The following is a 14108-nucleotide window of genomic DNA, read 5'->3' as shown; positions in this document are numbered from 1 at the left end:
TGCGTGGGAATGCAGCCCGGGACGCTCCGCGTCCCTTGCAAAGCCGAACGCGGAGCGTCCGTTGAGGCATTCCCACGCAGAGCGTGGGGAACGATCTGGCTACGTCCTGCGAGCCTGCTCGCGAAGCTTTCAGACCTTGAGGACTTTGCCGCCGATCGCCACAGCCACCAGCAATACCGCCATCAGTCCAAAGGCAAAACTCAGGCTGCTGGCATGGGCGACAAAACCGATCACTGCCGGCCCGGCAAGAATCCCTGCATAACCCAGCGTGGTAATCGCCGGCACCGCGATGCTCTCCGGCATCACCGTCTGCTTGCCCACCGCCGTGTACAGCACCGGCACGATGTTCGAGCAACCGGCGCCGACCAGCGCATACCCGACCAGCGCCGCTTGCCAGCTCGGCGCGAAGGTGGCGAGAAACAGTCCCGCCGCCGCCAACAGGCCGCCGAACAGAATGATCCGCGTAGCCCCCAGCTTGCGCACTATGCGATCACCCAGCAGACGGCCGACGGTCATGGTCAGGGCAAACGCTGCGTAACCCATTCCCGCATAAGCCGTGTCGATCCCCCGTTCCTGAGCGAGGAACACTGCGCTCCAGTCCAGCGCCGCGCCTTCGGTAAGGAAAACGATGAAGCACATGCCGCCGATAAACAGCACGATGCCATGGGGAATGGCGAACGCCGGGCCGGAGCTTTCGCTGCCGTAGGGCAACATGTGCGGCACGCACTTGAGCAAGGCGCCGATCAGCAAAACCACTACCACCAGCATCGCCGCCAGCGGTGTCAGGCCGAGGCCGAGCAGGGCGCTTACGCCCGCCGCACCGACGATGCCGCCGAGGCTGAACAAGCCGTGGAAACCCGACATCATGTGCTTGCCGCTGGCGCGCTCGACGATCACTGCTTGCAGGTTCACCGTCGAATCCACCGTGCCGAGGCCGGCACCGAACATGAACAATGTGGCGATCAGCGCCGGGATCGATGACACCGTCGCCAGCAACGGCAGCGCCGCGCAGATCAGCAAGGTGCCGGCGGTGGCTACACGTCGGCAACCAAAACGCGTGGCAAGAATCCCCGCCAGCGGCATCGCCAGAATCGAGCCTACGCCCAGGCACAGCAGCAATAACCCCAGCGTGCCCTCATCCAGCCCGGCCCGCGCCTTGGCATACGGCACCAGCGGCGCCCAGGCGGCGATGCCGAGGCCAGCGATGAAAAAAGCGACGCGGGTGGACATCTGTTGCAGACGTCCGGGGACGAACGTGTCTTGGGGGTTGAGGCTGGTCATATCGATCCTTGGCAAAAAAACAACTGCATCCCGAGTGACATTCTGACGGCGTTGAGGTTCGATCTCAGGCCTTTCGGGGCATAACGGTGAACATCCTACCCTGTGGGAGCGAGCCTGCTCGCGAAAGCGGTGGGTCAAATATGGAATTGTCGACTGAGGCACCGCCTTCGCGAGCAGGCTCGCTCCCACACTGGTTTGCGGTTTACAGTTGGATTTTCGCCAGCATGGAATACGGGAACAAGGCATGACGAAGTTCTACGACGCACGCGGCAATATCTACGCTGTGGTCTCACCCCAAGCCTTGCGCGAGGTCGGGATTGCTTTGCCGGCCAGCGCCGCCGAGTGCGCCGGATCTCGGCAGCAATGGAGCGAAGCTGCCATCGCCCTGTGCTGCGATTGGCCGGAAGGCCAGCGTCCGGCCAACGGCAAACCCCACCGCAGTGACGGCCTGCTGATCGGCCCGTTTCAGGCATCTGCGCCGTTCGATGTGCTGATCGTCAACACCGACGGCAGTCTCGCCGAGCGCAGCGGTAACGGCCTGACGATTTTTTCTCAGGCATTGACCGAGCAAGGCTTGATGGCGGAGCAGGGCGCCATGCTGCGCGTTCATCACGACAAAGGCGAAGCGCTGGAAACCGCGGTGACACCGGCCCAAGTCGAAGGCGTGCGCGGTTTCTGGCTCGACCTCGGTCAGCCCAAATTTGGCCCGGAGGTTGTGGGTGCGCATACGGTTGAAAGCGTTCAGTTCAACAATCGCGACGTCAGCCATGTCCAGCCCCTGGCGGAACTCGATCCTGACTGGAGCCACAGCCAATTCGTCCGTATCGGCAATCCGCATTGCGTGACGCTGCTAAGCGATCCGGCCATGTTGCCGAGTAACGAGCAGATGCTTGAATCACTGCTGAACGAAAGGCTGACGGCAATTGCCTATGCCATGCCCACCGGTGCCGGCAATCCCTGCCCGGCGGGCGTCAATCTGCAATGGGCCGCGCTGGCGTCGCCGCAGCAAATCCTCGCCCGGGTATTCGAACGTGGCGAAGGACCAACCGCGTCATCCGGCACCAGCGCCAGTGCGGTCGCGTGTGCCGCGTGGCGGGTGGGTTGGGTCGAGGCGGGAAAAGTGCGGGTGGTCATGCCGGGTGGCACCGCACCGGTTTTGCTTGAGGTTTCGCAAGGGGAATTGCTGCGCGTCAGATTGTTTGGCACGGCGCGGTTGGCGGGTTGATTCGGCCGACGCCATCGCTGGCAAGCCAGGCTCCCACAGGGTTTTGCATGAGGGCCCAATCATGTGCTCAACACAAAACCTGTGGGAGCCTGGCTTGCCAGCGATGAGGCCATCAGCCCCAGCGCAATCTCAACTGAACTCCACCACCGGCATCTGCCGCTTCATCAACACCTTGCCGCCGCGAATCGAATACAGCGGCAGGCCTTGGCTGCGGATCACTTCGTAGTCGCTGTCCGCCGAGAGAATCAGCAGGTTCGCCGGGCGGCCCTGTTCGAGGCCGTAGCGCTCGCCCAGGTGCATGGCTTTGGCGCTGTTGTCGGTGACCAGATCCAGCGCGCTTTGCAGGTTGCGATAACCGAGCATGTGGCAGATGTGCAAACCCGCTTCAAGCACGCGCAGGATGTTGCCGTTGCCCAGCGGATACCACGGGTCGACGATCGAATCCTGACCGAAACACACGTTCATGCCGGCTTCGAGCAGTTCGTTGACGCGGGTCACGCCCCGGCGTTTCGGGAAGTTGTCGAAACGTCCTTGCAGATGAATGCTTTCGGTCGGGCAGGAAACAAAGCTGATGCCGGAATGGCCGAGCAGGCGGAACAGTTTGGCGCAGTAGGCATTGTCATAAGAACCCATCGCCGTGGTGTGGCTGGCGGTGACGCGGGCGCCCATGTCGCGGCTGCGCGCTTCTTCGGCAAGCACTTCGAGGAAACGTGAATGCGGATCGTCAGTCTCGTCGCAGTGCACGTCGACCAGGCAGCCGGTACGCTCGGCCAGGTCCATGAGGAACTTCACCGAGCTGACGCCCTGATCGCGGGTGTACTCGAAATGCGGAATGCCGCCGACCACGTCAGCGCCCATGCGGATCGCCTCTTCCATCAGCTCGCGCCCGTTGCGGAACGACTCGATGCCTTCCTGCGGGAACGCGACGATCTGCAGGTCAATCAGGTGACGGCTTTCCTCACGCACTTCGAGCATGGCTTTGAGCGCGGTGAGTTGCGGGTCGGTGACGTCGACGTGGGTGCGCACGTGCTGAATGCCGTGGGCGGCCAGGGCCTGAATGGTCTTCTTGGCGCGGGTCTTGGTGTCTTCTTCGGTGATGGTGACTTTGCGCTCGCCCCAGCATTCAATGCCTTCGAACAGCGTGCCGCTCATGTTCCAGCGCGGCTCGCCGGCGGTGAGGGTGGCGTCGAGGTGGATGTGCGGCTCGACGAAGGGCGGCACCACCAGATTGCCGCCGGCATCGAGGTCATCCGCGCCGAGGGTCGGCGCTTCGGTCTGACGGGCGATGCTGTGGATCAGGCCGTCTTCGAGGTGCAATTCGTGCAGGCCTTCCTGGTTGCGCAGGCGGGCGTTGATGATGTGCATCAAGCAAATCCTTTTTATAGGTCTTGTAGTGGTGCGCTGACGCGACGGGCGCCCAGCACACCGGTGACGATGACATACGTTAGCGCGGCAGCGGCGATTCCTACCAGCGGCGCGACCCAGGGCGAGCTGAACGCAGCGACGGTTCCGACCCCGTAGGCCCCGAGGCCCGGCCAGTTGAACGCTGGCAACCGTGCGTCGGCCAGACGCGGATAGTGCCCGCGCCAGCGGTAGAAGAAGTCAGCCATGATCACCCCGCCAATCGGCGGAATCACCGTGCCGAGCAGGATGAGATACGGCACCAGCATGTCGTACATGCCCAGCAGGGCGAGCAGAGTGCCGATCACCGCGCCACCGAGGGTCACGGTCTTGCGCCGCCCGGTGCGCAGCAGGTTGCAGCCGGCCACGGCGAAGTTGTAGATGGTGTTGTCCTGAGTGCTCCAGATGTTCAGCAACAGCATGGCCATCGCGGCCATGGCGAAGCCCTGCAACAGCAGCACTTCAACCACATCCGGCTGTTGATAGACGATCGCGCCGTACGCGCCGATCAGCACCATCAGCCCGTTGCCGATGAAAAAACCGATCAGGCTGGCCAGCACCGCGACTTTTGCCGAGCGCGAAAATCGCGTCCAGTTGGTGGCTTGCGTTGCGCCGCTGACGAAGGTGCCGAACACCAGGGTGATCGCTGTCGACCAGTCCAGCGAACCGCTCGGCACCACGCTGAGCAAGCCTTCGAAGCCGCCAACCTTCACGGTCGCTGCCCACATCGACAGCATCAGCAGCAACATCATCGCTGGCACCGCGATGTACGAGAGAATTTCCAGTCCGCGATAACCGATGTACGCCGTGGCGCAGAAGCCGAGACCGAACAGCACCATCAGGACCAGCACGGTGCTTTCATCGAGATTGAAATACTTGCCGATCACCACCGCCGCCGTCGCCGTGCCCCACGCGTACCAACCAATCTGGGTGAAGCCGAGAATCAGATCGCTGAGCTTGCTGCCGACCTCGCCAAAACAGAAGCGGCCCATCAGTACCGAATTGAGGCCGCTCTTGAAGGCGATGTAACCCAAGCCTGCCGCGTACAGACCGAGCAGCAGGTTGCCGACGATGATCACCGCCATCATCTCGGCGAAACCGAACGCAACCCCGAGCTTGCCGCCGGCAAACATGGTCGCGGTGAAAAACGTGAAGCCCAGTAACACCATCGCCGTCGAGGCCAGGCCTTTGCGCGCGTGCATGGGGACTTCACTGAGCGGGTAATCGTTGCCGGAGGCGTTCTGCGTCATGGGGCAGTCCTTGCTGGAAGGGGAAGACGCAGAAGGGTTGCAGCGGTCGTGCCAAGCGGCGCAAGTGACCGAATGTGGAGACGCGACTGGGGTTTTCAGCGCAAAAGCAGTGCACTGAAAGCACCAGGAGCCCAATGTGGGAGCGAGCCTGCTCGCGAATACGGAGTGTCAGTCACCGAATAAATTGACTGGAACGACGCTTTCGCGAGCAGGTTCGCTCCCACAGGGGCGGGGAGATCTGTTGCTTATTCGCCGCGATAAATGCAGCCGCTGGTGCACGTCTCATGAATGCGGATCGCGCTGAGTTCCGGCAGCAATGGCTTCATCTCATTCCAGATGAATTTGGCCAGCACTTCGCTGGTCGGGTTTTCCAGGCCAGGAATGTCGTTCAGGTAGTTGTGGTCGAGGCGCTCATACAGCGGCTTGAAAATCGCTTTGATCTCGGAGAAATCGCGAATCCAGCCAGTATGCGGATCGAGGTCGCCGCTCAGGTGCAGCGCGACCTTGAATGAGTGGCCGTGCAGGCGGCCGCACTTGTGGCCGTCCGGGACGTGCGGCAGGCGGTGGGCGGATTCGAAAGTAAATTCCTTGAAGATTTCCACGGTATTTTCGGCTCTGTTCAGATGGCGTTCGCCGCAGCGATTCGGGCAGGCGGCGAGTTTATCAGCTTGTCTTTGGCCGTGCTGACTAAAGGGTCAGCAAGCGGTCGGCGAGGCGACCGTTGGCCGTCAGCTCGAGGAATTCGTCACCCAGTCGCCGGCTCTCGTCCATCGCCGCGTGCCAGTATTTCTGCCGGCTCGGCGCATCGCCCATAAAGCGTTTGAAGTCGTTGCGATCGGGCAGTTTGCCGTAGGGCAGGCGCGCCAGATATTCCTTCGATGGCGCGACCAGCAGCACATCCTGCAGACGCTGCACCGAAGCGCGGCGCCATGGCAGGGTCTTGTCGAACCAGCCGGGAATCACCCGATCGGTGAAGTGCGGATAGAGCACGATGCCGTCGCCGCTGTAGGGCAGGTCGAGGTGGTAGTCGAGCAAACCGCCGTCACGGAACGTACCCGCGCCGGCGCCGGGCAGGTCGCGCACGCCTTCCATCACCATCGGAATCGACCCGGAAGCGAGCAGGGCCTGGCGCAGGTTGCCGGTATTGAGGGCAACGAAACGCGAGGGGAAATCGGTCAAGGCATCAAGCGGCGGCGCCAGGCGTGGATCGTGGATGATCAGCCGCTCAAAGTGTCGCGACAGCCGTGCACGGCCGCGCAGGTTGTCGGCGATCACCGAACCCAGCGCCAGACCGAGGCGCCCACGATGGTCCTCGGCGAGGCGGCCCTGGCTTTTCACCACCATGATGTTCAAGCGGTAATCGGCGTTCTCGAGGATGCTCGCATCGCGGCCGTCGAGCAGGTCATTGAGCATGCGCTGCGAGCTCTGGCTGATCTCGGCCATGGTCACGCCTTTGTTGAAATGCTGCTCGGCGTACAGCTCACCGAGGCGGCGAATGCCTTCGGCGGCGTCCGGCAGGCAGGCGCTGGCGAAGCGCCAGGAACCCACCGAGGCGCCGATCAGCGAACGCTCACGCGGCGCACTCGGCAGCCACTCGCCGAACAACGCCAGATCGAGGCCCTGAATCCCCAACGCCTTCGGCCCACCGGCCGCACCGGGCAGGGTGCCGACGTCAGCGGCGTGCAATCCCTGCGCACGAATCCGCGCCATGGCCCGTGGGCCGGCCTTGAGGGTGAGGGCGGGAAACTTGATGTGGATGGCGGTCATACCGGTCTCGATCGTTAGCAAGCTGGCGATTATAAGCACATGTTGCAGGCCCATGTAGGAGTGAGCCTGTCCCACAAACGGGGCAGACGCAAAACCAGTGTGGGAGCGAGCCTGCTCGCGAAAGCGGCGGGTCAGAAACATCGCTGCAGCTGACACTTCGTCTTCGCGAGCAGGCTCGCTCCCACAGGGGACCTTGCCAGCAATGGGGCACAATGATGGCCATTCAGTTTCAGTTAAGTTGACCTCGCTATGGTGCCCACCGTAAGCAACATATAAGAATTCGGAGACACCCATGAAAACCCTGACTGCCCTGACCACTGCCTCGATCCTCGGCCTTGGCGCCAACACTGCGCTGGCGCGCGATCTCGGACCTGACGAAGCGCTTCGTTTGCGCGACGCTGGTACTATCGTCTCCTTCGAGAAGCTCAACGCCATCGCCCTGGAAAAACACCCCGGTTCGGAAATCACCGAAACCGAGCTGGAGGAAGAGTACGGCAAGTTCATTTACCAGATCGAACTGCGCGACCCGAAAGGGCTGAAGTGGGATCTGGAGTTGAACGCGGTCGATGGTGAAGTGCTCAGGGATCATCAGGATACGTAATGAAGCTGAATAGTCGCGCCACCCGCCTGACGGCGCTGGCGCTGGTGTTGTTGTGCAGTACGGCCATGGCTCGCGACCTCGATCAGGACGAGGCGCTGGCCCTGCGTCGCGATGGTGTGATCCTGCCGCTGGAGCAAGTGCTGCAGCAGGCCATGGATCGCTACCCCGGCGCCAAACTGCTGGAAGTCGAGCTGGAAGAAAAACACGACGTGTACATTTACGAAGTCGAATTGCTGACGGTCGAAGGCGTGGCGCGCGAGCTGCACCTGAAGGCCGATACCGGCGAGTTAGTCAAAGACAAGGAAGATTGATCGATGCGTTTGCTTCTGGTGGAAGACCATGTACCGCTGGCCGACGAATTGCTCGCCGGCCTGCAGCGCCAAGGCTACGCGGTGGATTGGCTGGCCGATGGTCGTGACGCGGTGTATCAGGGCAGCAGCGAGCCTTATGACCTGATCATCCTCGATCTCGGCCTGCCCGGCGTACCGGGGCTGGACGTGCTGGCGCAGTGGCGCGCGGCCGGTCTGGCGATTCCGGTGCTGATCCTTACCGCGCGTGACTCCTGGGCCGAGCGCATCGAAGGGCTGAAGGCCGGCGCTGACGATTACCTGACCAAACCGTTCCACCCGGAGGAGCTGTACCTGCGCATTCAATCGCTGCTGCGCCGCTCCAAGGGCCAGGCCAACCAGCCGACCCTGCAAGCCGCCGGCCTGCATCTGGACGAAGGCCGCCAGTGCGTGGTTCGCGACGGCGCCGACATCCAGCTGACCGCCGCTGAATTCCGTCTGCTGCGCTATTTCATGCTGCACCCCGAACAGATCCTCTCGAAAAGCCACCTCGCCGAACACCTCTACGACGGTGAGACCGAGCGTGACTCCAACGTCCTCGAAGTCCACGTCAATCACCTGCGGCGCAAGCTCGGCAAAAGCGTGATCGAAACCCGTCGCGGTCAGGGATACCTGTTCGGCGGGCAAGCTTCATGAGATCAATCCAGCGCCGTCTGAGCCTGGGTTTGATCAGCGTGATGGTAGTGGTCGGTCTGGTGCTGGCGCAAACCAGCCTGTGGTTGTTCGAAGTCGGTTTGCAGCGCTACCTCGAAGCCGGCCTGCGCAACGACAGCGAAAGCCTGCTGGTAGCGCTGGTGCGCGGCCCGCAAGGTTTGCAGCTGGATGAGCGGCATCTGTCGCCGGCCTATCAGCGGCCGTTTTCCGGGCACTACTTTCGCATCGATTTCTCCGACAGCCACTGGCGTTCGCGCTCGCTGTGGGATCAGGAACTGCCGCTGCTGCAACACCCGGGGCTGCACAGCAATCTGCAACTTGGCCCGGACGGGCAACGCTTGTTGATATTGCGCTCGGACTATCGACGCCTGGGTCAGTCGATCTCGATCAGCGTCGCCCAGGATTACACGCCGGTCAGCGACAGCTTCCAGCGCATGCGCCAGATCGGCCTCGGTCTGGGGCTGGCGGCGTTGCTGCTGATCCTGTTCCTGCAACGCCTGACCGTACGCCGCGCCCTTAAACCGCTGGAACGCGCGCGCGAGCAGATCGCTCAGTTGCAGCAGGGCCAGCGCTCGCAACTCGACGATCAGGTGCCGGTGGAGCTGGAACCGCTGGTGGCGCAGATCAACCATTTGCTCGCCCACACCGAAGACAGCCTCAAGCGCTCGCGCAATGCCTTGGGCAACCTTGGCCACGCGCTGAAAACCCCGTTGGCGGTGCTGCTCAGCCTGGCCTCCAGCGACAAGCTCGATGACCATCCCGAGCTGCGCAGGATCCTCAAGGAACAACTGGAGCAGGTGCAGCAGCGCCTCAATCGCGAACTCAATCGCGCGCGGTTGTCGGGGGATGCGCTGCCCGGCGCGTTGTTCGATTGCGATGCCGAGCTGCCAGGGTTGCTGGCGACCTTGAACATGATTCACGGCGAGCATCTGGCCTTGAGCTACGTCGCACCGCCGGGTTTGCAACTGCCGTGGGACCGCGAGGACTTGCTCGAACTGCTCGGTAACCTGCTCGACAACGCCTGCAAATGGGCCGATGCCGAGGTGCGCTTGAGTGTGATCGAAAGGTCTGACGGCTTTGCCCTGAGCGTGGAAGATGACGGCCCGGGGATTCCCGAAGAGCAGCGCACTCAGGTGTTCAGCCGTGGCACGCGGCTGGATGAGCAGACCCACGGGCATGGGCTCGGCCTTGGGATCGTGCGGGATATTGTCGAAACGTGGGGTGGCTTGCTGGTGTTGGGCGAAAGCGAGTGGGGCGGGTTGAAAGTGGTGATTGAACTGCCTCGGCGGTGAGCCCCTGAAAAGCCCCTCACCCTAACCCTCTCCCAGAGGGAGAGGGGACTGATTGTGTTGTTCTTGAGAGATTCACCCACTTGAAATCCGAGTCGAACTCAGGACTTGAATGGCATGAAGATCGGCTCCCTTTCCCCCTCGCCCACCTTGGGGGGAGAGGGCTGGGGTGAGGGGGGATTGGAACTGACACCCCGCACTTGTGCATCAAACGCGAAACTGATCCATCAACCGCTGTTGCTGATTCGCCAGGCTGTTGAGCGACTGACTCACCCGAGCCGATTCATTCGCCTGTCCGGACAGCGATTCCGTCACATCGCGAATCGTCGCCACGTTGTTGTTGATCTCCTCAGCCACTGCGCTCTGCTCTTCGGCAGCACTGGCGATTTGCAGGTTCATGTCGCTGATCACCGTCACCGCATCGCCGATCTGCCGCAACGCCGTGACAGCCTGGCCCACCTGCTCAACGCTGCCCTGGGCCTGACGATGGCTGTTGCCCATCGCACCGACCACTTCCTGCGTGCCGTTCTGCAATTGCTCGATGACCTGGCGGGTTTCCTCCACCGACTCCTGAGTGCGGCGCGCGAGGTTGCGCACTTCATCGGCGACCACGGCAAAACCGCGTCCGGCTTCACCGGCACGGGCGGCTTCGATGGCGGCGTTGAGTGCGAGCAGGTTGGTCTGCTCGGCGATGGCGCGGATGGTTTCCAGCACCGTGCCGATTTTCTCGCTGTTGGCGGCCAGGCCCTCGACCTGAACCATCGCGGCGCTCATGTCGGCGGCGAGGGTGTCGATGCTCGCGGTGGTGTGGTCGATCACGGTCAGACCCTGGCGGGTGGCGCGGTCGGCGTCCTTGGCGGCTTCGGCGGCCTGGGCGGCACTGCGCGCGACGTCCTGGGCGGTGGCGCTCATTTCGTGGGACGCGGTGGCGACCTGATCGACCTGACGGTATTGCTGCTCCATGCCGGCGCTGGTCTGGGTGGCGATGGCCGAAGACTGGTCAGCAGTGTTGCGCGCGTCCTGCACCGAGCGTTTTACCTCGGCAATGATCGGCTGCAACTTGTCGAGGAACTTGTTGAACCAACCGGCCAATTGGCCCAGTTCGTCCTGCTTGTCGTAGGCCAGGCGCCGGGTCAGGTCGCCTTCGCCGCTGGCGATGTCTTCAAGCATGTGCGCCACACCGAGGATCGGCTTGGTCACGCTGCGCGCCATCAGCCACACCAGCAGCAAACCGATCAGCGCGGCGAGCAGGCCCAGGCTCAGTTCGATCAGCGTGCCTGAGGTATTGCTCGCATCCAGTTGCTGCTTGAGCGCTTCGGCGCGGCTGACCAGGACTTTCTCCGGCACATCGAGCAACACGCCCCATGCCGGTCCGTCGGGAATCGGCTGGAACGGCGACAGCACTTTCAACTGGCCGTTGCTGTGCAGGCTGCTCACGCCAGTGCTTGAGGCGAGCAAGCGCAGCAACTCACTGCCGCTGGCCTGATCCACCGCATCCAGGCGCTGGCTGAGTTTGCCGGCATCCGGGCTGTAACCGGCGAGCAGGCCGGCGGGGCTGACAATACTGACGGCGGTCTGACCGTCGTAAAGCTTGCGGCTGGCGTTCTGGCTGATCGCTTGCAGGCTATTGAGGTTGATGTCGACTGACAGCGAGGCGATGACTTTGCCATTGACCTGCAGCGGGAAGACGATGCTGGTCATCAGCACTTTCTGGCCATCGATGACATAGAAGTACGGCTCGATCACGCAGGGTTTGAGCGTGGTGCGCGGGCAGGTGAACCAGGCGTTGGCGGCCTGACCGCTGGGGCCGGTGCTGGTGTCGCTCATGTCGCTTTCCGGCAGCGCCATCGAGGTGACTTTGCCCGGGGTCGGCTGCGACCAGTACAGGGCAAAACGGCCCTTGTCGTTGCTGCCCAGTTCAGCCTGATCGGCGAACAGTTCGTCCTTGCCGTCCAGCGCATTGGCTTCGAACACCAGCGACAGGCCGAGCAGGTCCGGGTTGGCTTGCAGCGCGGATTTGACCTGACGGGTCATGTCCTCGCGCAGGTCGAAGGCATCGAGAAAGCGCTTCTCGGCCTGCTCACGCAAAAACAGTACCTGCCGCGAGAAACCGTGGCCGTACTGATAGGCGTCCATGAATTGCTGACGAATGCCGGCAGCCTGCACTTCACCTTGCGATTCGATCCGCGCCTGCGCCGATTCGGTGAGCATCTCCATGCTCGAGGCCTTGACCAGCGCCGAGCTGTGTTCCATGCGATACAGCGAAAGACCGACCAACAGGGTCACGATACCGGCCAGGCAGAGGCCGGCGAGCAGGGTGATTTTCCACTGGATGGAAAGTTGTCTGAGCGACATGGAAAACATCCTTATCCGATAAATATCTGAGACTTTGCACTGTAGCGGCCGCGTTTCGGCTTTCTTTATGCCGTGAGCGCAATATGACCGATTGCCGCATGCGGGGCCTGTGGTCCTGTGGTCCTGTGGTCCTGTAGTCCTGTAGTCCTGTGATCCTGTGATCCTGTGGTCCTGTGGTCCGGTAGTCCTGTAGTCCTGTGGCGAGGGGATTTATCCCCGTTCGGCTGCGAAGCAGTCGTGACACCTGCGTACAGGGTTGATTTAAAGTTTGCCGGGGGCGGCTTCGCCACCCAACGGGGATAAATCCCCTCGCCACAGGGCTTTGACAGCGCCGCCACTCTGCGGCACAGTGCGCGCCCTCTAACAAGACCCTCTGTACAAATCCGCCGGCCAACCCCGGGCGGACTCATCCTGTCTGGCGGTGTGTTTTCACCCGCAGTGTTTTTTGAGGTAGTGAAATGAATGCAGTCATAGCAGCCGTCGGCGTCATGCTGATCCTCAGCCTGTCGCGCGTGCATGTGGTGATCGCGCTGATCGTCGGGGCGCTGGTCGGTGGCCTGACCGGCGGTCTGGGCATCGACGCAACACTCAAGGCGTTCAACAGCGGGCTGGGCGGTGGCGCGACCGTGGCGTTGTCGTACGCCTTGCTCGGCGCGTTCGCCGTGGCGATTGCCAAATCCGGCCTGGCCCATGCGCTGGCCGACAAGGCTTTGGCGATGGTGGATCGGCAGCACGCAACCGGCGGCGGTAACGTCAAATGGCTGCTGATCGGCCTGCTGTGGGTGGTGGCGATTGCCTCGCAGAACATCCTGCCGATCCACATCGCCTTCATTCCGCTGCTGGTGCCACCACTTCTATATGTACTGACCAAGCTGCAACTCGATCGCCGTCTGATCGCCTGCGTCATGACCTTTGGCCTGATCACCCCGTACATGTTTCTGCCGGTGGGTTTCGGCAACATCTTCCTCAACGAAATCCTGCTGGCCAACGTCGCCCGCAGCGGCGTCGACATCAGCGGCATCAATGTCACCCACGCCATGGGCATTCCGGCGCTGGGCATGGTTTTCGGACTGGCGATCGCGTTCATCAGCTACCGCAAGAAGCGCGTTTATGACCTGGCCAAAATCGAACAGGTCGAGCAGACGGCGGTGCACTACAACCCGCTGAGCCTGATGATCGCCGGTGTGGCCATTGCTTCGGCATTCGTGGTGCAGTTGCTGCTGGACTCGATGATTATCGGCGCTCTGGTCGGGTTCCTGATTTTCTCGGTGTCGGGCATCGTCAAATGGCGCGAGACCGATGACCTGTTCACCGAAGGCATGAAAATGATGGCGATGATCGGCTTCATCATGATCGCCGCCTCAGGCTTTGCCGAAGTGATGAAGGCCACCGGGCAGGTGCAGACGCTGGTCGAATCGTCGGCGGCCTGGATCAATCACAGCAAAGGCGTCGGGGCTTTGTTGATGCTGCTGGTGGGCTTGCTGGTGACCATGGGCATCGGTTCGTCGTTTTCCACCGTGCCGATTCTCGCAGCGATCTTCGTGCCGTTGTGCGTGCAACTGGGCTTCAGCCCGATCGCCATCGTCTGCATCGTTGGCACTGCCGGTGCGCTGGGCGATGCCGGTTCGCCGGCCTCGGACTCGACCCTCGGCCCGACCTCGGGCCTGAACATCGACGGCCAGCATCACCACATCTGGGATACCGTCGTACCGACCTTCCTGCACTACAACCTGCCGCTGCTGGTGTTTGGCTGGGTGGCGGCGATGGTTCTCTAAAAAATCCACAATTGCCCCATGTGGGAGCGAGCCTGCTCGCGAAGGCGTCGTGTCAGTCGACACACAGGTTGCTGAGCCAACGCTTTCGCGAGCAGGCTCGCTCCCACAGGGGGGGCGGCGATGTTTCAAGACTCAACTTTTGCCCCGGCGTGCCGTTAAAGCC

12 protein-coding genes and 1 pseudogene are annotated in these 14108 nt (G+C 62.3%); 6 read left to right on the top strand and 7 right to left on the bottom strand.

Annotation, left to right across the window (positions count from 1 at the left end):
• Positions 1-129: 129 nt before the first annotated feature.
• Positions 130-1281 carry an MFS transporter gene (locus ASG55_RS25010; RefSeq protein ID WP_041477246.1) on the bottom strand — a complete coding sequence of 384 codons (1152 nt, stop codon included), beginning with the start codon at positions 1279-1281 and terminating at the stop codon, positions 130-132.
• A gap of 244 nt (positions 1282-1525) precedes the next feature.
• Between ASG55_RS25010 and ASG55_RS25005 the strand changes: the two genes are divergently transcribed.
• A complete protein-coding gene (locus ASG55_RS25005; RefSeq protein WP_056791390.1) occupies positions 1526-2506 on the top strand; it encodes a diaminopimelate epimerase in 981 nt (326 codons plus the stop codon).
• Between the two features lie 129 nt (positions 2507-2635).
• Here ASG55_RS25005 and codA read toward each other — a convergent pair whose 3' ends face one another.
• From codA to ASG55_RS24985, 4 genes are all read right to left on the bottom strand, one after another.
• Positions 2636-3871 (bottom strand): cytosine deaminase, encoded by a 1236-nt coding sequence (gene codA / locus ASG55_RS25000; protein WP_039763460.1) that lies wholly within the window; start codon positions 3869-3871, stop codon positions 2636-2638.
• A gap of 14 nt (positions 3872-3885) precedes the next feature.
• Positions 3886-5157 carry a cytosine permease gene (codB, locus tag ASG55_RS24995; protein WP_056791386.1) on the bottom strand — a complete coding sequence of 424 codons (1272 nt, stop codon included), beginning with the start codon at positions 5155-5157 and terminating at the stop codon, positions 3886-3888.
• A 245-nt stretch (positions 5158-5402) separates the two neighbouring features.
• Positions 5403-5759, bottom strand: coding sequence for a 6-carboxytetrahydropterin synthase QueD (queD, locus tag ASG55_RS24990; protein ID WP_007915588.1), 357 nt, complete (start codon positions 5757-5759; stop codon positions 5403-5405).
• Positions 5760-5844: 85 nt separating this feature from the next.
• Complete coding sequence (locus ASG55_RS24985; RefSeq protein ID WP_056791383.1) at positions 5845-6924, bottom strand: hypothetical protein; 1080 nt, start codon at positions 6922-6924, stop codon at positions 5845-5847.
• A 292-nt stretch (positions 6925-7216) separates the two neighbouring features.
• Here ASG55_RS24985 and ASG55_RS24980 point away from each other — a divergent pair, with 292 nt between their 5' ends.
• Genes ASG55_RS24980 through ASG55_RS24965 form a run of 4 tightly spaced genes read left to right on the top strand, consistent with a single transcriptional unit; the run spans position 7217 to position 9818 of the window.
• Positions 7217-7525: a PepSY domain-containing protein gene (locus tag ASG55_RS24980; RefSeq protein WP_016775414.1), complete on the top strand. Its 309-nt coding sequence runs from the start codon at positions 7217-7219 to the stop codon at positions 7523-7525.
• On the top strand, positions 7525-7836 hold the full coding sequence (locus ASG55_RS24975) for a PepSY domain-containing protein (RefSeq protein WP_016775413.1): 312 nt from the start codon (positions 7525-7527) through the stop codon (positions 7834-7836). Before ASG55_RS24980 ends, ASG55_RS24975 begins: the two co-directional genes overlap by 1 nt.
• Before the next feature lie 3 nt (positions 7837-7839).
• On the top strand, positions 7840-8508 hold the full coding sequence (locus ASG55_RS24970; RefSeq protein ID WP_016775412.1) for a response regulator transcription factor: 669 nt from the start codon (positions 7840-7842) through the stop codon (positions 8506-8508).
• Positions 8505-9818: a sensor histidine kinase gene (locus ASG55_RS24965; protein ID WP_056791379.1), complete on the top strand. Its 1314-nt coding sequence runs from the start codon at positions 8505-8507 to the stop codon at positions 9816-9818. Before ASG55_RS24970 ends, ASG55_RS24965 begins: the two co-directional genes overlap by 4 nt.
• A gap of 204 nt (positions 9819-10022) precedes the next feature.
• Here the strand turns inward: ASG55_RS24965 and ASG55_RS27780 are convergent, their stop codons facing one another.
• Together ASG55_RS27780 and ASG55_RS27775 are read right to left on the bottom strand one after the other, a co-directional pair.
• Positions 10023-10778, bottom strand: coding sequence for a methyl-accepting chemotaxis protein (locus ASG55_RS27780; RefSeq protein ID WP_370593523.1), 756 nt, complete (start codon positions 10776-10778; stop codon positions 10023-10025).
• Between the two features lie 102 nt (positions 10779-10880).
• Positions 10881-11027, bottom strand: a pseudogene (locus tag ASG55_RS27775) (HAMP domain-containing protein); the annotation flags it as partial.
• Between the two features lie 1601 nt (positions 11028-12628).
• On the opposite strand from ASG55_RS27775, the gene ASG55_RS24955 reads away from it, so the two are divergent.
• Positions 12629-13945: a Na+/H+ antiporter family protein gene (locus tag ASG55_RS24955; RefSeq protein WP_056791374.1), complete on the top strand. Its 1317-nt coding sequence runs from the start codon at positions 12629-12631 to the stop codon at positions 13943-13945.
• Positions 13946-14108: the final 163 nt, after the last annotated feature.

Origin of the sequence: Pseudomonas sp. Leaf434, assembly GCF_001425545.1 — a bacterium.
Classification (GTDB): Bacteria; Pseudomonadota; Gammaproteobacteria; order Pseudomonadales; family Pseudomonadaceae; genus Aquipseudomonas; species Aquipseudomonas siliginis.
Note: the sequence above shows the minus strand (reverse complement) of the source record. Positions and strands in the feature narration are given on the sequence as shown.

Excerpts from the sequence above, each read along its gene's own strand:
- ASG55_RS25010 (WP_041477246.1), bottom strand. The coding sequence starts at position 1,281 with ATGACCAGCCTCAACCCCCAAGACACGTTCGTCCCCGGACGTCTGCAA.
- ASG55_RS25005 (WP_056791390.1), top strand. The coding sequence starts at position 1,526 with ATGACGAAGTTCTACGACGCACGCGGCAATATCTACGCTGTGGTCTCA.
- codA (WP_039763460.1), bottom strand. The coding sequence starts at position 3,871 with ATGCACATCATCAACGCCCGCCTGCGCAACCAGGAAGGCCTGCACGAA.
- codB (WP_056791386.1), bottom strand. The coding sequence starts at position 5,157 with ATGACGCAGAACGCCTCCGGCAACGATTACCCGCTCAGTGAAGTCCCC.
- ASG55_RS24985 (WP_056791383.1), bottom strand. The coding sequence starts at position 6,924 with ATGACCGCCATCCACATCAAGTTTCCCGCCCTCACCCTCAAGGCCGGC.
- ASG55_RS24980 (WP_016775414.1), top strand. The coding sequence starts at position 7,217 with ATGAAAACCCTGACTGCCCTGACCACTGCCTCGATCCTCGGCCTTGGC.
- ASG55_RS24975 (WP_016775413.1), top strand. The coding sequence starts at position 7,525 with ATGAAGCTGAATAGTCGCGCCACCCGCCTGACGGCGCTGGCGCTGGTG.
- ASG55_RS24970 (WP_016775412.1), top strand. The coding sequence starts at position 7,840 with ATGCGTTTGCTTCTGGTGGAAGACCATGTACCGCTGGCCGACGAATTG.
- ASG55_RS24965 (WP_056791379.1), top strand. The coding sequence starts at position 8,505 with ATGAGATCAATCCAGCGCCGTCTGAGCCTGGGTTTGATCAGCGTGATG.
- ASG55_RS27780 (WP_370593523.1), bottom strand. The coding sequence starts at position 10,778 with ATGGAGCAGCAATACCGTCAGGTCGATCAGGTCGCCACCGCGTCCCAC.
- ASG55_RS24955 (WP_056791374.1), top strand. The coding sequence starts at position 12,629 with ATGAATGCAGTCATAGCAGCCGTCGGCGTCATGCTGATCCTCAGCCTG.